17 protein-coding genes, 1 other RNA gene and 1 other annotated feature are annotated in these 20,143 nt (G+C 39.4%); of the genes, 2 read left to right on the forward strand and 16 right to left on the reverse strand.

Annotation, left to right across the window (positions count from 1 at the left end):
• Positions 1-66 precede the first annotated feature (66 nt).
• The 5 genes from recD2 to cymR form a co-directional block, all read right to left on the reverse strand.
• Positions 67-2,424: an SF1B family DNA helicase RecD2 gene (gene recD2, locus AC1D0Y_RS04230; RefSeq protein WP_477707354.1), complete on the reverse strand. Its 2,358-nt coding sequence runs from the start codon at positions 2,422-2,424 to the stop codon at positions 67-69.
• 24 nt (positions 2,425-2,448) lie between these two features.
• Positions 2,449-3,108 (reverse strand): tetratricopeptide repeat protein, encoded by a 660-nt coding sequence (locus AC1D0Y_RS04235; protein WP_013085089.1) that lies wholly within the window; start codon positions 3,106-3,108, stop codon positions 2,449-2,451.
• A 157-nt stretch (positions 3,109-3,265) separates the two neighbouring features.
• Positions 3,266-4,378, reverse strand: coding sequence for a tRNA 2-thiouridine(34) synthase MnmA (mnmA, locus tag AC1D0Y_RS04240; protein ID WP_028410593.1), 1,113 nt, complete (start codon positions 4,376-4,378; stop codon positions 3,266-3,268).
• Between the two features lie 106 nt (positions 4,379-4,484).
• Positions 4,485-5,627, reverse strand: a complete 1,143-nt coding sequence (locus tag AC1D0Y_RS04245) for a cysteine desulfurase family protein (RefSeq protein ID WP_028411684.1) — start codon at positions 5,625-5,627, stop codon at positions 4,485-4,487.
• A 23-nt stretch (positions 5,628-5,650) separates the two neighbouring features.
• Positions 5,651-6,067: a cysteine metabolism transcriptional regulator CymR gene (gene cymR, locus AC1D0Y_RS04250; RefSeq protein ID WP_013059297.1), complete on the reverse strand. Its 417-nt coding sequence runs from the start codon at positions 6,065-6,067 to the stop codon at positions 5,651-5,653.
• A 226-nt stretch (positions 6,068-6,293) separates the two neighbouring features.
• Between cymR and AC1D0Y_RS04255 the strand changes: the two genes are divergently transcribed.
• Positions 6,294-7,571, forward strand: coding sequence for a replication-associated recombination protein A (locus AC1D0Y_RS04255; protein ID WP_028410591.1), 1,278 nt, complete (start codon positions 6,294-6,296; stop codon positions 7,569-7,571).
• 46 nt (positions 7,572-7,617) lie between these two features.
• Here the strand turns inward: AC1D0Y_RS04255 and pstA are convergent, their stop codons facing one another.
• The 8 genes from pstA to AC1D0Y_RS04295 all read right to left on the reverse strand — a co-directional run bounded on the left by pstA (position 7,618) and on the right by AC1D0Y_RS04295 (position 15,714).
• Positions 7,618-8,547 (reverse strand): phosphate ABC transporter permease PstA, encoded by a 930-nt coding sequence (pstA, locus tag AC1D0Y_RS04260; protein ID WP_028410590.1) that lies wholly within the window; start codon positions 8,545-8,547, stop codon positions 7,618-7,620.
• Positions 8,544-9,431 (reverse strand): phosphate ABC transporter permease subunit PstC, encoded by an 888-nt coding sequence (gene pstC / locus AC1D0Y_RS04265; RefSeq protein WP_013059300.1) that lies wholly within the window; start codon positions 9,429-9,431, stop codon positions 8,544-8,546. The genes pstA and pstC overlap by 4 nt, the downstream gene beginning before the upstream one ends.
• Before the next feature lie 124 nt (positions 9,432-9,555).
• Positions 9,556-10,440 (reverse strand): phosphate ABC transporter substrate-binding protein PstS family protein, encoded by an 885-nt coding sequence (locus AC1D0Y_RS04270; RefSeq protein WP_028410589.1) that lies wholly within the window; start codon positions 10,438-10,440, stop codon positions 9,556-9,558.
• 422 nt (positions 10,441-10,862) lie between these two features.
• Complete coding sequence (locus AC1D0Y_RS04275) at positions 10,863-11,627, reverse strand: tRNA threonylcarbamoyladenosine dehydratase (RefSeq protein WP_028410588.1); 765 nt, start codon at positions 11,625-11,627, stop codon at positions 10,863-10,865.
• Between the two features lie 162 nt (positions 11,628-11,789).
• Positions 11,790-11,971: non-coding RNA, 6S RNA (ssrS, locus tag AC1D0Y_RS04280), on the reverse strand.
• A 118-nt stretch (positions 11,972-12,089) separates the two neighbouring features.
• Positions 12,090-13,868 (reverse strand): aspartate--tRNA ligase, encoded by a 1,779-nt coding sequence (gene aspS / locus AC1D0Y_RS04285; RefSeq protein WP_028410587.1) that lies wholly within the window; start codon positions 13,866-13,868, stop codon positions 12,090-12,092.
• Between the two features lie 12 nt (positions 13,869-13,880).
• Complete coding sequence (gene hisS / locus AC1D0Y_RS04290; protein WP_028410586.1) at positions 13,881-15,149, reverse strand: histidine--tRNA ligase; 1,269 nt, start codon at positions 15,147-15,149, stop codon at positions 13,881-13,883.
• A 68-nt stretch (positions 15,150-15,217) separates the two neighbouring features.
• Positions 15,218-15,450, reverse strand: a binding site (T-box leader).
• A gap of 87 nt (positions 15,451-15,537) precedes the next feature.
• Positions 15,538-15,714, reverse strand: coding sequence for a hypothetical protein (locus AC1D0Y_RS04295; protein WP_013059305.1), 177 nt, complete (start codon positions 15,712-15,714; stop codon positions 15,538-15,540).
• Positions 15,715-15,880: 166 nt separating this feature from the next.
• Between AC1D0Y_RS04295 and AC1D0Y_RS04300 the strand changes: the two genes are divergently transcribed.
• A complete protein-coding gene (locus AC1D0Y_RS04300; RefSeq protein ID WP_231504553.1) occupies positions 15,881-16,765 on the forward strand; it encodes an N-acetylmuramoyl-L-alanine amidase family protein in 885 nt (294 codons plus the stop codon).
• Here AC1D0Y_RS04300 and dtd read toward each other — a convergent pair.
• The 3 genes from dtd to AC1D0Y_RS04315 form a co-directional block, all read right to left on the reverse strand.
• Entirely contained in the window at positions 16,756-17,217 is a 462-nt protein-coding gene (gene dtd, locus AC1D0Y_RS04305; protein ID WP_028410584.1) for a D-aminoacyl-tRNA deacylase, read from the reverse strand. The genes AC1D0Y_RS04300 and dtd overlap by 10 nt on opposite strands.
• 15 nt (positions 17,218-17,232) lie before the next feature.
• The gene (locus AC1D0Y_RS04310; protein ID WP_013059308.1) at positions 17,233-19,431 is read right to left on the reverse strand and encodes a RelA/SpoT family protein; all 2,199 of its coding nucleotides are present in this window, start codon (positions 19,429-19,431) and stop codon (positions 17,233-17,235) included.
• A gap of 185 nt (positions 19,432-19,616) precedes the next feature.
• Positions 19,617-20,129, reverse strand: coding sequence for an adenine phosphoribosyltransferase (locus AC1D0Y_RS04315; protein WP_013059309.1), 513 nt, complete (start codon positions 20,127-20,129; stop codon positions 19,617-19,619).
• Positions 20,130-20,143: the final 14 nt, after the last annotated feature.

Below are 20,143 nucleotides of genomic sequence, written 5' to 3' on the forward strand. Positions count from 1 at the left end.
CTGACAATTAGCAAAGAAGGATGGCAACAAAGGAGTTTATTTAACTCTTTGTTAGCATGCGAAAGGTTACATGAAATCATACGGCGTAACGTTTTCCATCCCAATATTTGCATCTTTCATAAATGGAATTTCGGGATCTTCTATGTCGTTATCCAAGCTTTCTCGAAGCAGCGGCTGTAAATTCGTTTGGCGAACGCTGTCTTCATTTCGGCTAACCCCAAGCTGAAACGCTTCGTCTTCTCCGCATAAAATTAAAAACTGTTTGCTTCGCGTAACGGCGGTATAAAGTAAATTGCGTCGCAGCATCCGGTAATAGCTTTTAACAATTGGAAGCACAACAATGGGAAATTCACTTCCCTGTGATTTATGAATGGAACAGCAGTATGCATGAGTTATTTGATTAAAGTCTTGCTTTGTGTAAGTTACTTCATTTCCTTCATATGAAATAACCAGCATATCCTGTTTTTCCGTATTTTCTTTGGCAAAGAAAACCGAAACGATTTCTCCCATATCTCCGTTAAATACGTTGCTATCCGGCTGATTTACAAGCTGCAGCACTTTATCTCCGACTCGGTACGTAATATCTCCGTGCTTAAGCTCTCTTCTTTGCTCAGAAGCCGGGTTAAATAATTCCTGAAGAACTTCATTCAGTTTATCAATCCCTGCAGGACCTTTATACATAGGAGCTAAAACTTGAATATCTTTAGCCGTATAGCCTTTTTTTAACGCATTCCCGCAAACTTGTTGCACAACGTTCGTAATGTGCTGTCCTTGACAACGAATAAAGGAACGATCTACTTGCTGCCTCGATAAGTCTTCCGGAAGCTTTCCTTTTTTTATTTCATGAGCCAAATCAATAATTGACGATCCTTCCGCTTGCCTGTATACATCTGTCAGACGGACGGTAGGAACTACTTCGGAACTCAGTAAATCTTTTAATACCTGTCCCGGACCTACTGAAGGAAGCTGGTCTTCGTCTCCAACTAAAATAACCTGTAAATTAGCAGGAAGAGATTTAAACAGCTGATGAGCGAGCCACAAATCTACCATTGATACTTCATCTACAATCAGTAATTTTCCGTCAATTGGATTTTCCTCATTATGATCAAATCCTTCTTGTCCGTTCCATTTTAATAATCGGTGAATCGTAACTGCCGGAAGTCCCGTCGCTTCGCTCATTCGTTTAGCAGCTCGTCCCGTAGGTGCCACAAGTAAAACAGGAAAAGCCTCATCTTTTTTATAGTCCCCTGGATTTAACGAACATCCGTGAAGTTCTGCATAAAGTTCGACTATTCCTTTAATAACCGTTGTTTTTCCTGTACCTGGTCCACCTGTTAAGAGAAGCATTGGAGACATTAAAGCGGTTTGTATACCCTTGCGCTGAGACGGTGCATATTGGACGTCTAACCGCTCTTCTAGTTCACCCAGAGCCAATAAAAATTCTGATTCCGGAAACTGCTCTTCGTACTGCGTTTGAGCCATAATTTTTTGAATAGCTTTAACCAGCCCTTTTTCAGCATAGAAAAGGGGAGGAAAATAAATTTTTTCGTCTTGGATGATAAGCTTTTTATCTGCTTTTAATGCGTCCACTTCTCTTGTAAGATCCATTTCAGACAGATTCTCATGCCTGCTTTTCCGAAGAAGCTCTGCTGTTTTTCCATACAGCTGGTCTGCCGTAACGTATACATGCCCCATTTGATTGCATTCTTGCTCAATGACGTATAAAATACCTGCGCGCAAACGATCAGGATGATTGGTTGCCATACCAAGCCTCTTTCCAAGTTCATCGGCCCTGCTAAAACCAATACCTTGAATATCTTCTACGAGCTGATAAGGATTATTTTGAACAATTTCAAGCGCTTCTTGTTTATACGCTTGGAAAATCTTCATCGAAAGCTGCGGTCCAAACCCGAGGTCTGTCAGCTTTACCATTACTTCTTCTAACCCTTGATGTTCACGAAGCTGCGTGACTAAAGCTTCTGCCTTGTCGGCTGAAAGCCTCGGAACCTCTTTTAGCACAGACTCATTTTGCAAAATACGAAAAATAGCGCGTTCTCCTAGGGCGTCCACAATGTTTTCAGCGGTTTTTTTACCGATGCCGTGAAATAAATCGCTAGACAGGTACTGAACAACCCCTTGCCTTGATTGCGGAAGTTCTTTTTTAAACTGTTCAACATGAAACTGCAGACCAAACTTTGGATGCTCTTTGAAGTCTCCGTAAAACGTGTATACTTCATCTTCATTCAGCTTAGGAAAATAGCCTGTAACGACCGTTTCTTTATCTTCAATCTCTAAATTTGTTTTTTTGATCCGTATCCGCGTAACGTTATATAAGTTTTCTTCGTTATGAAAGACCGTTACAATCGACGTGCCGCTTATATAATGACGTTCTGGCTGTGAAGGGTTCACTTGTTCTTCGTTCATGTTATCCTTCCTTTACCCGCTTTCTTAATGTTCTAATGTAGACAGCACTTGTTTGGCATTTGCTGCCATTACGTGATCTGGCTGCACGTTTAAAGCTTCATCTAACATCTCAATCGCCTTGTCTTTGTCATCTTTCATAGCATAAGCTACGCCTAAATTATAAAAAGCATCGGCATGTTCTGGCTCTTGATTGACTACCTTAAGAAATTCAGCAATTGCTTCATCTACCATTTCGAGCTGTGCTAAACAAAGACCGTACTGAAATTTTGCTTCTACATCATGTTCGTTTAGTTCTACCGCCCGCTGAAGATAAGGCATCGCGAAACGAATTTCTTCCATATGAAACAGCGTTAAACCAAGCATAAAGTACGCATCGGATGAGTCTAAGCCTTTTTTGATTGCTAAATCAAAGTAGTGCTTTGCCTGCTCAAGCTGCTCTGCATTAAAATAAATATTTCCTGCTCCGTAATACGCTGTTGCCGTTTCTTCATCTAATTCAATCGCACGTTCATAAAATTTCAAAGCACGATCCATCTCACTAACAGCCGCTAACAAATTGCCAAAATTCACATACACAATTGGATCTTTTGGATTATCTTCAATTGCTTCTGAAAATGTTTTAGCAGCCTCTTCAAATTTCCCTTCCTGCATATACTGGATTCCTAGCTGATTTTTATCTGTCATTTTTTCGTTCACTCCACTGTTTTAGTTATGATTTAAAAGATTTTCACATCATGAAAATCTACAATATGTAAGTTATTAGTTTACCCAATAAGTAAAGTATATCATAGAAAAACCTCAGCTATATACGGCCGAGGTTTTTCGTTCTTGCTTATATGAATTATACGTACCAGATTTGCTCTTCTTCTTGAAATACTTTGTCAATTGTTGCTCCGCCAAGACATTCATCGTCTTTGTAAAACACAACTGCTTGACCTGGCGTAATTGCGCGAACAGGTTCAGCAAAAATAACCTTAATTGTATCATCATCGACTTTTTCAACAGTTACTGCTGAATCGGTTTGACGATAGCGGAATTTTGCTGTACACGTCATTGGTGACGACCAGTCAAGGTCGCTTACCCAGCTGACATTGGTTGCTGTAAGAGATGTAGAATAGAGCAACTCATTGTGAAAACCTTGATCGACGTACAAAACATTTTTTTCTAAATCTTTTCCGACTACAAACCAAGGTTCACCGCTGCCGCCAATACCTAAACCATGGCGTTGGCCAATTGTATAGTACATGAGACCGTCATGCTTGCCTTTCACTTCGCCGTCAAGCGTTTGCATTACACCTGGCTGAGCAGGAAGATACTGACTTAAAAATTCTTTGAAGTTGCGTTCACCAATAAAGCAAATACCTGTGCTGTCTTTTTTCGTTGCTGTAGCAAGGCCTGCTTCTTTTGCAATTTCACGCACTTTTGATTTCTCAATTTCACCAATCGGGAACATTACTTTGGAAAGCTGATCTTGTCCTAATTGATTTAAGAAATACGTTTGATCTTTATTTCCATCTACGCCTCGAAGCATTTTATACTCCCCGTCGCGGTACGCAACGCGTGCATAATGTCCTGTCGCTAGATAATCTGCTCCTAGCGTCATTGCATGCTCTAAAAAGGCTTTGAATTTAATTTCTTTATTACACATTACATCAGGATTCGGTGTACGACCTGCTTTATATTCATCTAAAAAGTAGGTAAATACTTTATCCCAATATTGTTTTTCAAAGTTGACTGCATAGTAGGGAATACCAATTTGATTACATACGCGAATAACATCGTTATAATCTTCAGTCGCAGTACAAACGCCGTTTTCGTCCGTATCGTCCCAGTTTTTCATAAAGATTCCGATCACATCGTATCCTTGTTGTTTTAATAAAAGAGCTGCTACAGATGAATCAACGCCTCCGCTCATTCCGACTACCACACGTGTATCTTTAGGTGATTTTGTCAACTTCGCCACCTCCGTTTTCTTCATTTTAATTAAATTGTTCGCTAAAAAGCGAAAGAAACGACACAAACCATCAGTGAGGGATGAAGACCCTACTGATGGCTGCTATTTACATCGTTAGTCGCTTAACGATGTTTGCTGTTTGACGTGCGGTTTTTTCAATTTGCTCAGCTGAGTTTCCTAAGCCAAAGCTAAATCGAATAGAAGTTGTTAAACGTTCAGACCCTTTTCCAAACATAGCTACAAGCACATGAGAAGGATCGATTGCTCCCGCTGTGCAAGCTGAACCGCTCGATGCCGCAATTCCTGCTAAGTCTAAATTTACGAGCATCGATTCAACATTTGTTTTTGGAAATGATAAATTTAACACATGTGGCAGAGCATTTTCAAGATGTCCGTTAATTTCAAACGAAATACCTTCTTCTTTCAACACAGCTACCATTATTTCTTTGTATCTTCTATATTCATCTGCACGTGTTTGCAGCGTTTGTTGCGAAATTTTCACAGCTTCTTCAAACCCGACAATACTTGTCATGTTCTCAGTTCCAGCTCGTCGTTTGCGCTCTTGTTCTCCTCCAAATAGCAAAGGAGACAGTGAAACGTGAGCAGCTGCATATAAAAAGCCCATCCCTTTTGGTCCGTTAATTTTATGAGCCGAAACGGATAAAAGATCGACACCTAATTGTTGCACATTTAACGGAATTAATCCATAAGCTTGCACTGCATCCGTATGGAAATATGCTCCATGCTCTTTTAATAGAACTCCAATTTCTCCAATTGGCTGAATAGCACCTACTTCATTATTTCCAAACATCACCGACACAAGAATTGTTTGATCGGTCAGGGCTGATTTTATTTCATCCACAGATACTTGTCCGTACTCATTAACTGGCAAGTAAGTCACTTCAAAGCCCTGTGTTTCTAAATATTCACACGTATGAAGCACAGCGTGGTGTTCAATTTGCGTGGTAATAATATGATTTCCTTTATGGCGGTTTGCAAGAGCTACTCCGATCAGTGCCATATTATCTGCTTCTGTCCCACCACTTGTAAAAATCAGTTCATTTTCGTGTGCTCCAATACTTGCTGCAATCGTTTGGCGAGCTTCGTCTAAATAGCGTCGACTTTCCCGCCCGTAGTGATGAATACTAGACGGATTTCCAAAGTACTCATGCATAAAAGTCGTCATTTTCTCAACGACTGCTGGATGTATTGGAGACGTTGCTGCATGATCAACATAAATACGTTCCAAAATAAACGCCTCCTAGCTCATTATTAAATATAAAACATATAAGACGCTTGATCATCATCAGAATGATTTGCTAAATCTTCAAGCGTTGTACTATCTAGCACTTCTTTAACCGCATCTCGAATACGAATCCACAGCTCGCGTTTTGCAGGCTCTTCATCTTCAATTCCTTCTACAGGACTAATAGGACCTTCTAAAACAGAAATAATATCTCCAGAAGTAATGTTAGCAGGTTCATGTGCTAAGATGTAACCTCCATAAGCTCCGCGCACGCTTTTTACAAGCCCAGCGTTACGCAGCGGTGAAATAAGCTGCTCTAAATAATGTTCAGATAAGTCATGCGTTTGAGCAATAGTTTTAAGCGAGATAGGACCTTCGCCAAAGCGCTTCGCAAGCTCAATCATAATCGTTAAACCGTAGCGTCCTTTTGTTGAAATTTTCATACGATACACTCCTTCAATACACTTTTTTTATTTATGAAAAAAATAAGACCCTCACGTTGTCACTGAATACTGTGATGAGTCGTTTTTTACTAAGCTATATGAACTTCTCTATACGCATTTCTTGCAAATGTAACTGTTGATATTATAACATACTATGCCTATAAGATAAATTTCCACCACCTATTCACCTCTTATGATACAGTGAAAGAAAAGAAAGGAGAAAAATATGGCTACAAAACCTCTCGCATTTCGAATGCGTCCGACTCATTTAGATGATGTTATCGGACAGCAGCATTTAGTTGGCAAAGATAAAATGATTTATCGAATGGTAAAAGCAAATCACTTAAGCTCGATGATTTTATATGGACCTCCAGGCGTTGGAAAAACAACAATTGCCACAGCTATTGCAAAAACAACCAACACGGCGTTTCGTCAGTTGAATGCCGTTGTAAACAATAAAAAAGATATGGAAATTGTCGCCGAAGAAGCCAAAATGTCAGGCAAAGTAATTCTCCTGTTAGATGAAGTTCATCGCCTTGACAAAGCCAAGCAAGACTTTTTGCTTCCTTATTTAGAAAATGGCATGATCATTCTAATCGGAGCGACAACAAGTAACCCTTATCACGCAATTAATCCTGCTATTCGAAGCAGATGCCAAATCTTCGAATTAAAATCTCTTACGCCAGATGATATCAAAATGGCGCTAACAAGGGCACTCAACGACTCATCCAACGGATTTGGGGATAGAAAAATTATCATAGAAGATGACGCCATGAACCACTTTGCCAACAGCTGTAACGGTGACGTGCGCTCGGCTTTGAATGCTCTGGAACTGGCTGTTTTATCAACAGGCGAAAGCGATGGTAAAATCGTTATTACCTTACAAACGGCAGAAGAATGTCTGCAGCAAAAATATTTTTCACATGATAAAAATGGTGACGCTCACTATGATGTATTATCGGCTTTTCAAAAATCGATTCGCGGCAGCGACGTAAATGCCGCTCTTCATTATTTGGGACGGCTAATTGAAGCAGGAGACTTGATCAGCATCAATCGTCGCCTTTTAGTCATTGCCTATGAAGACATTGGACTAGCTGATCCGGATGCCGGCATGAGAACTCTCGCAGCCATTCAAGCAACTGAGCGATTAGGACTCCCAGAAGCACGTATCCCGCTTGCAAACGCCGTTATTGAGCTTTGCCTATCACCGAAATCCAACGCTGCTTACAAAGCATTAGATGAAGCGATAAGCGATATTAAAAAAGGGCTGTCCGGCGACGTTCCCCCTCATTTGAAGGATGCTCATTACAAAGGAGCAGAGAACCTTGGCCGAGGCGTTGAATATCAATACCCGCATGATTTTGATAACGGATGGGTCCTTCAACAGTATTTACCGGATCGCATCAAAAACAAACAATATTTTCATCCTAAACAAAATGGACAAGAAAAATACTTTTCAAAAGTTTTCAATCGTTTAGAGACATTAAAAAAAGAAAATGGCTGAAACTGTTGCTCAGTTTCAAAGCCATTTTCTTTTTTGTCTTTATCTATTAAGCTGCACTTTTAACGTCTTTTCGTTTTTTCGTTTTTGTTGAACCTTTAAAGTAGCTGTCTAAAAGTTTAGCGACTAAACGAGCGACTATGTTAAACAACAGAACCATAATGATTAGAATAGCAGCTGACTTTGTTGCAATCAATCTTGCATCAGGTACGATTCCTTCAGAGTTTAATTTCCAAATGTGAACGGCAAGCGTCTCTGCTGGTCGAAAAATATTAAACGGGTTTACAGGACTTGTTAAGTCGGCATTTGAATTTAACATCGGCGTCGTTAAGCCAGCCGTATAAATCAACGCAGCTGCCTCTCCAAAGATTCGTCCCGCTGTTAAAATAACGCCTGTGATAATTTGTTGAATCGCTGATGGAATGACGACTTTGACAATTGTCTGCCATTTAGTTGCACCTAAACCTAAACTTGCTTCTTTTACACTCGCAGGAACAGATGCAATCGCACTTTCACATACGCGCGTTAAACCCGGTAAATTCAAAATTGTAATCACAAGTGCTCCGCCGATAAGCGTATAGCCCCAGCCGGAAAATGTGACGAAAATTAATAATCCAAATAAACCAACTACAATGGACGGTAATGACGCCATTGTTTCAATACATAAGCGGACGAAATTTAAAAAACGACCTTGCTTCGCGTACTCCGCTAAGTAAATTCCGGCTCCTAAACCAAGAGGAATAGAAATGATCAGCGTTAAAACAAGCATGTAGAACGAGTTAAACAGCTGTGGTCCGATACCGCCTCCTGCCATCGTATTGCTTGGCTTTCCAAATAAAAAGTTCGGATCCCAAAATCCCCAGCCTTTAGCGATAATTTCAACAACTAAATACACTAATAGCAACACAACTAGAGCGGCAATGCCATAAAAAATACCTGTCCATATATTATTTACTGTGCGTGCATTTTTGTTTCTCATTGATGAGCACCTCGTTTCCCAATTGCTCGGATAATTAAAATGAACACGAAAGAAATAAGCAGTAAAATCATGGCTAACGTCCATAATGCGTTATTCCATGCCGTTCCGTTTAGCGTATTAGACATATCCATTGTTAAAATACCTGTTAATGTTGCCGTTGGGCTATATAAGCTTTCAGGAAGCTTAACCGTATTTCCGATAACCATTTGAACAGCTAGCGCTTCTCCGAATGCGCGGGCAAGCCCTAACACGATACCTGTTAAAATACCTGTTTTAGCAGATGGAATAATGACTCGGCTAATTGCCTGCCATCTTGTTGAACCTAGTCCATAAGAAGCTTCTAAATATTCAGGTGCTACGCTTCGAATTGCATCGTCAGCAATACTTGCAATTGTCGGAAGAATCATGACGCTTAAGACAATAATTCCGGCAATCAAACTAAAGCCCACTCCGCCGAAGTTATCGCGAAGAAGCGGTACTAAAATGGTAACCCCTAAAAGGCCGTATACCACTGAAGGAACTCCGACTAAAAGTTCTAAAACCGGTCGTAAAACCGTTGACCCAAATTTAGGCGAAATATAGTTGTTAAAAATGGCGATAGCAATTCCAATTGGAGCACTTATAATAACGGCTCCGATCGATACAAGCATGGAACCCAGGATAAACACAAGTGCCCCGTATTCTTTATTGTTTGGGCTCCATTTTGTTGAAGTCAACATTTCACCGATTGATATATTACTTTGTAAAAATGACTGTATGCCTTTTTCACAAATAAATACGATAATAGCTAACGTAACAAGTACAATTAAAATACCGCAAAATGTAGAAAGCGTACGGCCAATGTATTCGCTTTTTACATAATTAATGGATTTTTTCCCCTTCATCGCTCTGTCTCCTTACATATTCAGTATATATTCGCTTTTCTTTTTATTCGCTATATACTTTATTAACATTCAAATAGAATAAGACTGACTGTGTTAGTCAGCCCTATTCTTTTTAAAAACACTCTTATTTTTTGAACTCAGTCATTGGGATATATCCCATATCTTCTACTTGCTTAGCAAAGTCTTTACCAGCTACATAGTCAATGTACTCTTTTGCACCATCTTTTGGCTCACCGTTTGTAATCATGTACTCATAAGACCAAAACGGATATTTTTTAGAAACAATGTTTTCTGTTGTTGGCTCCACACCATCAATATTAAGCATTTTTAGACTTTCTTTTTTATCGCCAATTAAATACGACATAGCAAGGTAACTTACTGCTCCTGGCGTTGAGTTTACTGATTGCTCAACCGCTCCGTTTGAATCTTGAGCTGTACCAACGCTGTCATTTACTTTTGCGTCACCCATTAATGTTTTCTCGAATGTAGCACGTGTACCAGATGATGCTGGACGGTTGATTACGTTAATTTTTTCGTCGTTTCCGCCAACTTCTTTCCAGTTTTTAATTTCACCAGAGAAAATCTTTTGAATTTGCTCTTGTGTTAACGATTCTACTTTTACATCTTTATTTACAACAAGTGCGAACCCAATGCCCGCTACTTTCGTATCGACAAGTTTATCTGCTTTTGATTTATCTTCGATTTTATCGGCTGCTGGAACGTCAGAGTTTCCGATGTCAACTGCTCCTGATGCTACTTGGTTAACACCAGTTCCACTACCTCCACCTTGTACCGTTACTGAAAGGTTTGGATATTTTTCAGTAATTCCATTCGCTGCTTCTTCTGCAAGTGGTTGTAAAGCTGTAGATCCCGCTGCTGTTAACGTACCTGACACTTCTTCTTTGCTGCCCGAACCACTGTCGTTGCTTGCTCCGTCTTTACCACATGCTGCTAGTGCTCCTACCATTAAAAAAGCTGCTAATGTTACTTTAAAACCCTTTGTTTTCATTACATTACCCTCCAATAAATATATGTGTAATTAGTACTAGTCCTTTGTACTCGAACAACAGGTACAAGACACATTATACGAGTAGATTGTTGTCTTTATATGAAGTGAATTTTAAGTTACTGTAAACTTACTTATTTGGGGTTTATTTTTTCTTATTTCTATTAAAACCCTTGATATATAAGACTTTCTGGACATTACTGTAGAAGATACAAAAGAAAGAAAGCCAAAACGTAAATTTTATGTAAATAAAGCGTTAAATAAATTTACATAAATCTCTTTTTTTAATACAATGTAAATTCACCATCAAGCCATATTTTTCAATTTATTAGTACTTTTTATACATATCAAACAGAAGATTCCATCCAAAGCATAAATAGAACAGATATTTCCATAAAAAAAAGAAGGCTGCGATAGCCTTCTTTTTATTGATCACCTACGCGGCGAATCTTAATATCAGTTAATAATTCATTGATAACATGACCGCCCATAATTAATCCTGCTACAGATGGAACAAAAGCATTAGAAGATGGGGGCATTTTCGCTTTTCGAATTTGCGCTTGATCGTTTCCTACTTCTTTGCGAACTTCTTCGCGAATAACGATTGGACGTTCATCAGAAAAAACGACGTTAATTCCTTTGCGAATTCCTTCTTTACGCAGACGAGTACGAACCACTTTTGCAATCGGATCTGTATGTGTCTTTGAAATGTCTGCAATTTTGAAACGTGTTGGATCCATTTTATTCGCAGCACCCATACTTGAAATAATCGGAATATCACGTTTTAAACATTCTTTCATTAAATGAATTTTATACGAAATCGTATCGGATGCATCCACTACGAAGTCCGGTTCGTAACTAAAGAACTCTTCATACGTTTCTTCCGTATAAAACATTTGAAGAGAAACGACGTCACAGTCTGGGTTAATATCTAAAATACGCTGTTTCATTAATTCTGTCTTGGGCTGACCTACCGTAGAAAGCAGCGCGTGAATTTGACGATTTACGTTTGTAATATCAACATCGTCTTTATCTACAAGAATTAAACGCCCTACTCCTGACCTAGCCAAAGCCTCAGCAGAAAACGACCCTACTCCTCCTATCCCTAAAATAGCAACTGTGCTGCCTTTTAAAGTAGCTAGCCCTTCTTTTCCTATCGCCAGTTCATTACGCGAAAACTGATGCAACATGTTAAAACACTCCTCTATTAAATACACTAACGTGTATGAATAATTCAAATAAACAACGAAATTGACTATACCATATTTTTAGCAAAACGAACATGAGCATTCGTTATTTATCCATAAAAAAACTCTATGCAAATAATTACATAGAGGATTTTTTATATGTATGCTAGTCCCGATCGTGCCGTCTCGAGTGCCTTCGTTTTGAACCCGCTCTCGGCAGGTGGGTGCTCTGCTTTAACCATTGTAAGTCCTCGAGATGAGGCATGTACGCTCGTTAAAAACTCCGAGCTCCCAAGCAAAAAATTGTTCGGTCAAAACTGGATTAAGGACGAACACATCAGGACTATTTAGTTCTTGAAAGTATCTTATCACAGAAAAAATCACTTTGCAATTAATAAGTAAAACAAAAAAATCGAGCCTGTCACTGGAACGTGACAGGCTCGATTTAACAGACGGTTCAATCGATTACGCTTCTGTTTTTTGCTTTTTTACCTGCAAATGCAGCTCGTCTAATTGCGCTTCACTTACTTCACCAGGTGCATTTGTTAATAGACAGCTTGCACTTGCTGTTTTAGGGAAGGCAATTGTATCACGCAAGTTTGTGCGTCCTGCTAGAAGCATAACTAAACGGTCAAGACCTAACGCAATTCCGCCGTGAGGAGGAGTACCGTATTCAAATGCTTCAAGTAAGAAACCAAACTGCTCATATGCTTCTTCTAATGTAAATCCAAGCGTTTTAAACATTTTTTCTTGAATATCACGCTCGTAAATACGTAAAGATCCTCCGCCAAGTTCGTAGCCATTCAATACTAAGTCATATGCTTGTGCACGGACTTGTCCAGGATCGCTTTCTAACATTGGTAAATCTTCACGAACTGGCATTGTGAATGGATGATGAGCCGCGTAGTAACGGTTGTCTTCTTCGTCATGCTCAAGAAGAGGCCAATCTGTTACCCATAGGAAGTTAAATTTCGTTTCATCAATAATTCCTTGTTCTTTTGCAAGCTTTAGGCGAAGAGCGCCAAGTGCATCTGCTACAACTGACTTTTTATCAGCTACAAATAAAAGTAAATCTCCTTCTTCCGTTTGAAGAGCTTCCGCAAATTGCTTTTGCTCATCTTCATTGAAGAATTTTGCAATCGGTCCTTTTAAGCCGTCAGCTTCAACTTTCAGCCATGCTAACCCTTTAGCACCGTAAATTTTCACGAACTCTGTTAGAGCATCGATATCTTTACGTGAATAGCTAGAAGCGGCACCTTTTACGTTAATGGCTTTTACTTCTCCGCCGTTTTCAACTGCTGCGCTAAATACTTTGAATCCGCAGTCTTTCACAAGCTCCGATAAGTTGACTAGCTCCATTTCAAAACGTGTATCCGGCTTATCTGAACCGTAGCGACTCATCGCTTCATCATATGACATGCGCGGGAAAGGCGTCGTTATATCTAAATCTTTTACACGCTTCATTACTTTAGACATCATTTCTTCCGTCATTGTCATGATGTCCTCTTGAGATAAAAATGATGTTTCAATATCGATTTGAGTAAATTCAGGCTGACGATCTGCACGCAAGTCTTCATCACGGAAGCAGCGAGCGATTTGATAATAACGCTCAACTCCGCTTACCATTAGCAGCTGCTTGAAGATTTGCGGTGATTGAGGAAGAGCATAAAACTCCCCTTCGTGCACGCGGCTTGGTACAAGATAATCACGTGCGCCTTCTGGCGTACTTTTCGTTAAAATAGGTGTTTCAACATCTAAAAAGTCATTTTGATCTAAGAAGTCACGAATTGTTTTTGTAATGTCATTGCGCATTTTAAGCGTGTTAAACATCTCAGAACGTCGAAGATCTAAATAACGATATTTTAATCGAACATCTTCTGATACTTCCGTTTGATCCGCAATAGCAAAAGGAGGTGTTTTGGCTTTGTTTAATACCGTAATCTGCTCAGCGTGAACTTCAATTTTACCTGTTTTTAAGTTCGGGTTAACGGTTCCCTCTTCACGAGCTACAACAGTTCCTTGCACTTCCAGTACGAATTCATTACGTACATCTTCAGCAATTTTTAGCGCTTCAGCAGATTTTTCAGGATTAAATACAACCTGTACAACTCCGCCGCGGTCGCGTAAATCAATAAAGATTAATCCCCCTAAATCACGGCGTTTTTGAACCCATCCTTTTAATAGAACTGTTTCGCCAGTTGCTTGTTCTGTTACATCACCACAGTAGTATGAACGTTTTGTCATCATGGTTCCCCCTTATACTTGTTCTTGCAAATAGCTGACCAATTGATCAATTGATACTTCTTGCTGTTCGCCAGATTCCATATTCTTTACGTTTACAACTTGTTTTGCTAGCTCATCTTCACCTAGAACAACAACAAATTTTGCTTGTACACGATCAGCTGCTTTAAACTGAGCTTTCATTTTTTTATCTTGATAATCTTTATCGGCTACAAAGCCTGCACGTCGAAGCGTATTCACAATTGAAACGGATTTTTCTTTTGCTTCATCGCCCATAGTTACTACATAGCAATCTACGCCTGTTTCTACCGGAAGCTCAATTCCTTCTGCTTCCAATGCAGATAATAAGCGTTCGATACTTAAAGCGAATCCGATACCCGGTGTTTCAGGTCCGCCGATTTCTTGAATCAGCCCATTATAACGGCCTCCGCCACAAAGAGTTGTAATGGCGCCAAATCCTTCTGCTTCACTCATTAGTTCAAATGCTGTGTGATTATAATAATCTAACCCGCGTACTAGCGTCGGATCTACAACATAGTCAATGTCTAAATCGGTTAAGTACTGCTGTACTTTTTCAAAATATTCTTTTGAATAGTCATTTAAATAATCAAGAATAGACGGCGCTGTAGCCATCAGTTCATGGTCCCGATCTTTTTTACAGTCTAAAATACGAAGAGGATTTTTCTCCAATCTGCTTTGGCAGTCGCTGCAAAACTCTCCAATGCGAGGTGCAAAGTGGTCAATAAGCGCTTGACGGTGAGCTTGACGACTTTCTGTATCTCCTAAACTGTTAACAACCAACTTTAATTTTTTCAATCCAAGCGATTGGTAAAAGCTCATTAACAGGGCAAGAACTTCAGCATCAATAGCTGGATCATTTACCCCTAATGCTTCTACACCAAACTGAACGAATTGACGGAAACGTCCCGCTTGAGGTCGTTCATAGCGAAACATAGGGCCAATATAAAACAGCTTGGTTGGCTGCGTTGGATTTCCAAACATCTTATTTGACACAAATGATCGTCCAACTGCAGCTGTTCCTTCTGGGCGAAGCGTTAAGCTGCGGTCACCTCGATCTTTAAATGTGTACATTTCTTTTTGCACGATATCTGTTGTTTCTCCCACTCCGCGCAAAAATAATTCAGTGTGTTCAAACATTGGTGTACGAATTTCTTGGTAGTTGAACGCACGGCAGATTTCTCTTGCTCGCTGTTCAACAAACTGCCAATATTCTACTTTGCCCGGTAAAATATCTTGTGTGCCTCTAGGTATTTGAACTGACATAACGTGATATGCCTCCTATATTTAAAATTTACAATACAAAAAAACTCTCGCCTCTACTATTTTTCCATAGTAGGGACGAGAGTTGATCTCACGTGGTACCACCCTAATTGAAACATATGACATGTTTCCACTCATTTCGTTAACGCACGAACACGTTCATCTCCTACTAAGTTTCCCTTTTCAGAGTGAAGCCTCCTGAGTGTTCTTTCATAAAGTCATCATGTAGAAATGCTTTCAGCCTAAGACATTTCCTCTCTAGCCATGTGTCATCTTTACTACTTTTCTCGATCTTTGGCTTATCAATATAAAAATGTTATACATTCATTTTAATTTAGCAATTGCTTTCTATATTACGAATGAAATGAGCAGTTGTCAAGCACCTTTCATATTAAGAGCGGTCTAATTGTTTTCTTAGTTTCTGAATATCTCGAAGCGTTAAACCAAATTCAGAAGCCAATTCAAGGGATGAAGCTTCACTTTCTCTGTCAATAAAATCATGAAAATGAATGCCAAATACCGGATTTACCTGCTGAAATGATTGTTCACCTTTTTCACTAAACTTCATTGTTTCTTCCTCCCTGCCTACACTTACTTATCCTTTTATTAGCATTGCCCAAAAAAGATGTTTTTACATAAGAGAAAGGATTTTTTTTCTTTTCATCGAATACTCTATTTTGTTATAAAAAGGAGGTCTATCTATTCGCCATCTTAACATGAAGTCTGTATCTGTTTTGACTGCAAGTATCCTTTTGTTACTGTGCTCGTCCTCATTTGAGCGCCCAAATGTACCGGTGCATCAACCCATTATTGTAACAGCTGACTCTCTTCATGTACGCAGCGGTCCAGGACGTTCATTTTCAATTACAAATAAATTGACGAAGAATACAAGACTATCCGTTTCAGACCGTCAAGGAGATTGGTATTATGTAGAAAGCTCGGATATTCAAGGATGGGTGTTTAAAAAATTCACGAAAACCGTAGCGCTCAGCAGCGTTCAGCCTAGCATGCAGGTAGCGCAGCGCCAGCCTGTTTATACGCTGAGTAAAAGCTTGCGGCACCTAAAGGGCAAAACAATTATTATTGATGCAGGCCATGGAGGAAAAGACAAAGGAGCCATCGGCACACAGGGCACATATGAAAAAGACCTCACTCTCCGAACAGCACTTATTTTACAAAACAAACTTCAAAAAGAAGGCGCACACGTCATTTTAACCCGCACCCATGATAAGTACCTTCTACTTTCACAGCGCACGCTGCAATCGACTAAAGCAGATGCTTTTATAAGCATTCACTACAACAGTACGAACAGCTCACAGCTAACTGGCCTTATGACGTATTATTACCATCAGCATCAGGACAGTCCACTCACACATTCTATTCATCAGTCCCTTATTAATCATGCAAAATTGAAAGACAAAGGAGAACGTTTTGGAAACTATTATGTTCTTCGCGAAAATACACGTCCAAGTACATTAATTGAACTGGGCTTTTTAAGCAACGAACGGGAAGAAACGTATATTAATTCCATCAGTTATCAGCAAATGATGACGTCCGCTATCGCTGAAGGGTTAAATCATTACTTTCAAAGCAAAGAAAAAACGCAGGCTCATCTGTGAGTCTGCGTTTTTTCTTTGCTTTCTACAATAAGTGTGACCGGTCCGTCATTTGTAAATGATACGTCCATCATTTCACCAAATGCGCCGGTCTCTACTCGAACATTTTTTTCTGATAATATTTTATTAAAATAGTTGTAAAGCGTTACAGCATGATCTGGCCTAGCAGCTCCCATAAAGTTTGGTCTTCTGCCTTTTCGGCAATCTCCGTAAAGCGTAAATTGAGATACCGATAAAATTTCTCCTTCTACATCTAGAAGCGACAAATTCATTTTGCCAGACTCATCATCAAACACTCGCAAATTCACAATTTTATCTGCTACATACTCTGCATCAGCTTCAGTATCGTCATGGGTAATGCCCACTAAAAGCATATACCCTTGCTTAATCTCACCGACCGTCTCACCTGCAACAGTTACTTTTGCATTCTTTGCTCTTTGTACGACTACTCTCATGTATAACGACCTTTCTTAATGCATAATTCGGCGAACTGAATAAATGTCTCGAAGCTGCTTAATGCGCTCAACCACTTTATGAAGGTGACTGATGTTATGAATAGAAATTGACATATGAATCGTAGCCATTTTGTTTCGGTCCGATTTTCCTGAAACGGCTGAAATATTCGTTTTAGTCTCGTTTACAACCTGCAGAACTTCATTTAGTAAGCCTCTGCGGTCGTATCCTGAAATTTCAATTTCCACATTAAACTCTTTGCCTTCTTTAATATGTGTTTCCCACTCTACAGGAATAAGACGGCTTTCAGCATCATCTGTGTGAACGTTTAAACAATCTGCTCTATGAACAGATACTCCCCGTCCCTTTGTAATAAAACCAACAATCTCATCTCCAGGAACTGGATTACAGCATTTAGACAAGCGAATCAGCATGTTCTCTACACCCGGTACGATAACCCCGGAATCTTTTCGCTTATGCTGGCGAACACGCTTGGCCGCAGTGTCGCGTGCAATATCATCAATTTGGATCTCTTGTTCTTGATCGCGCTGCTTTCTCCACTTCTCGGTTAAACGATTAGCTACTTGAGCCGCAGTTAATCCGTTATACCCAATAGCTGCATACATATCATCTTCGTTTGAGAAATTAAACTTCTCCGCTACTCGTTTGATATTATCAGCTGTTAATACTTCTTTTAAGTCAAACTCCATTTGACGAATTTCTTTTTCAACCAGCTCTTTGCCTTTTTCAATATTTTCATCGCGGCTTTGCTTTTTAAAGAATTGGCGAATTTTATTTTTGGCTTGAGACGTTTGAGCAAGCTTTAACCAGTCCTTGCTTGGACCATACGAATGCTTAGACGTCAAAATTTCGATAATGTCCCCCGTTTTCAAACGGTAATCAAGCGTAACCATCTTGCCGTTGACTTTTGCTCCAATGGTTTTATTTCCGATTTCAGAATGAATACGATAGGAAAAATCAATTGGAACAGAACCCGAAGGAAGCTCAATGACGTCGCCTTTTGGCGTAAAAATGTAAACCATGTCAGAAAACAAATCAACTTTTAGAGATTCCATAAACTCTTCTGCATCGTTTGCGTCATTTTGAAATTCTAAAATTTCTCTAAACCACGTCAACTTTTCTTCAAATGAAGCATGCTCAGCTGTTTTTCCCTCTTTGTAAGCCCAGTGAGCAGCAATTCCATACTCAGCAATTTGGTGCATGTCAAACGTTCGAATTTGAACTTCTAACGGATCACCTTTTGGTCCGATAACCGTCGTATGAAGAGACTGGTACATATTTTGTTTTGGCATTGCAATATAATCTTTGAACCGTCCTGGCATTGGCTTCCAGCACGTGTGAATAATTCCTAACACCGCATAGCAGTCTTTAATGCTATTTACAATAATGCGCACAGCTAGTAAATCGTAAATTTCATTAAACTGCTTGTTTTGCAGTGCCATTTTACGATAGATGGAATAAATATGTTTTGGACGTCCTGAAATTTCAACTTTAATCGACACTTCATCTACTTGCTCTCGAACTTCATCGATAACTTCAGCCAAATACTGCTCGCGTTCCGCACGCTTTTTCTTCATCAAATTTACAATGCGATAATATTGCTGAGGATTTAAGTAACGTAAAGCTGTATCTTCAAGCTCCCACTTAATTTTTGAAATACCAAGACGATGAGCAAGAGGAGCAAAAATTTCAAGCGTTTCATTTGAAATGCGTCGCTGTTTTTCCTGCGGTAAATGCTTTAGCGTACGCATGTTATGAAGACGATCCGCAAGTTTGATCAGTATGACTCGAATATCTTGAGCCATTGCTACAAACATCTTGCGGTGATTTTCAGCCTGCTGCTCTTCTTTAGACTTATATTTAATTTTTCCCAGTTTCGTTACGCCGTCTACTAACATTGCTACTTCTTCATTGAAAGCTTTTTCTAAATCTTTTAGTGTTATCTCTGTATCTTCAACCACATCATGTAGAAATCCAGCTGCAATTGTTGCTGGATCCATATCTAGATCAACTAAAATTCCTGCGACTTGAATCGGGTGGATAATATATGGTTCACCCGACTTGCGATATTGTTCTTTGTGAGCTTCTTTTGCAAAATCATATGCTTTTTGTACAAAAGCCACGTCTTCTTCATTTAAATATCGCTTCGTATTGTCAATGACCTGTTCCGCTGTTAGGACTTGCTCATTTGCCATGAAATCACCTTTTATCAACTAGCATTTTTAATTCATATTGTAACTATTATCTTGAAAAAATCCAAGGATGTAAAGCCTTTGCGTTTAATTTATCAAATTTACATCATTTCCATTTTACGTATTAACGTTTTTTAACGAAAAAAGAGCACCTGTATCAGGTACTCTTTTTTATGTGATCGTTCTTCTTAATACGTCATTAATGTGAATACATCATAACCGTCTAGTTTGTCACGGCCGTCAAGGTAAGAAAGTTCAATTAAGAACGCAGCTCCAACAACAATTCCGCCTAATTCTTCGACAAGCTTAATTGTCGCTTCAATTGTACCGCCTGTTGCTAATAAATCATCTGTAATCAACACGCGCTGACCTGGCTTAATTGCATCTTTGTGAATCGTTAATACGTCTTTACCGTATTCTAAACCGTAATCTACTTTGATTACTTCACGCGGTAATTTTCCTTCTTTACGAACAGGTGCAAAACCGATACCTAACGCATATGCTACTGGACAACCAACGATAAATCCGCGAGCTTCTGGCCCTACGATAATATCAACTTGTTTATCATTGGCATATTTTACAATCTCATCCGTTGCGGCACGGTATGCATCACCATTGTCCATTAATGTTGAGATATCTTTAAATGTAATACCTGGTTTTGGCCAGTCAGGTACAATTGTAATATAATCTTTAAAATTCATTCTAATGTTGCCTC

Source organism: Priestia sp. P1_B12_1, from assembly GCF_056406695.1.

Bases quoted from the DNA above. Each gene is read 5' to 3' on its own strand.
- recD2 (WP_477707354.1), bottom strand. From the start codon at position 2,424: ATGAACGAAGAACAAGTGAACCCTTCACAGCCAGAACGTCATTATATA.
- AC1D0Y_RS04235 (WP_013085089.1), bottom strand. From the start codon at position 3,108: ATGACAGATAAAAATCAGCTAGGAATCCAGTATATGCAGGAAGGGAAA.
- cymR (WP_013059297.1), bottom strand. From the start codon at position 6,067: ATGAAAATTTCAACAAAAGGACGCTACGGTTTAACGATTATGATTGAG.
- AC1D0Y_RS04255 (WP_028410591.1), top strand. From the start codon at position 6,294: ATGGCTACAAAACCTCTCGCATTTCGAATGCGTCCGACTCATTTAGAT.
- pstA (WP_028410590.1), bottom strand. From the start codon at position 8,547: ATGAGAAACAAAAATGCACGCACAGTAAATAATATATGGACAGGTATT.
- pstC (WP_013059300.1), bottom strand. From the start codon at position 9,431: ATGAAGGGGAAAAAATCCATTAATTATGTAAAAAGCGAATACATTGGC.
- AC1D0Y_RS04270 (WP_028410589.1), bottom strand. From the start codon at position 10,440: ATGAAAACAAAGGGTTTTAAAGTAACATTAGCAGCTTTTTTAATGGTA.
- AC1D0Y_RS04275 (WP_028410588.1), bottom strand. From the start codon at position 11,627: ATGTTGCATCAGTTTTCGCGTAATGAACTGGCGATAGGAAAAGAAGGG.
- aspS (WP_028410587.1), bottom strand. From the start codon at position 13,868: ATGACAAAACGTTCATACTACTGTGGTGATGTAACAGAACAAGCAACT.
- hisS (WP_028410586.1), bottom strand. From the start codon at position 15,149: ATGTCAGTTCAAATACCTAGAGGCACACAAGATATTTTACCGGGCAAA.
- AC1D0Y_RS04295 (WP_013059305.1), bottom strand. From the start codon at position 15,714: ATGAAGTTTAGTGAAAAAGGTGAACAATCATTTCAGCAGGTAAATCCG.
- dtd (WP_028410584.1), bottom strand. From the start codon at position 17,217: ATGAGAGTAGTCGTACAAAGAGCAAAGAATGCAAAAGTAACTGTTGCA.
- AC1D0Y_RS04310 (WP_013059308.1), bottom strand. From the start codon at position 19,431: ATGGCAAATGAGCAAGTCCTAACAGCGGAACAGGTCATTGACAATACG.
- AC1D0Y_RS04315 (WP_013059309.1), bottom strand. From the start codon at position 20,129: ATGAATTTTAAAGATTATATTACAATTGTACCTGACTGGCCAAAACCA.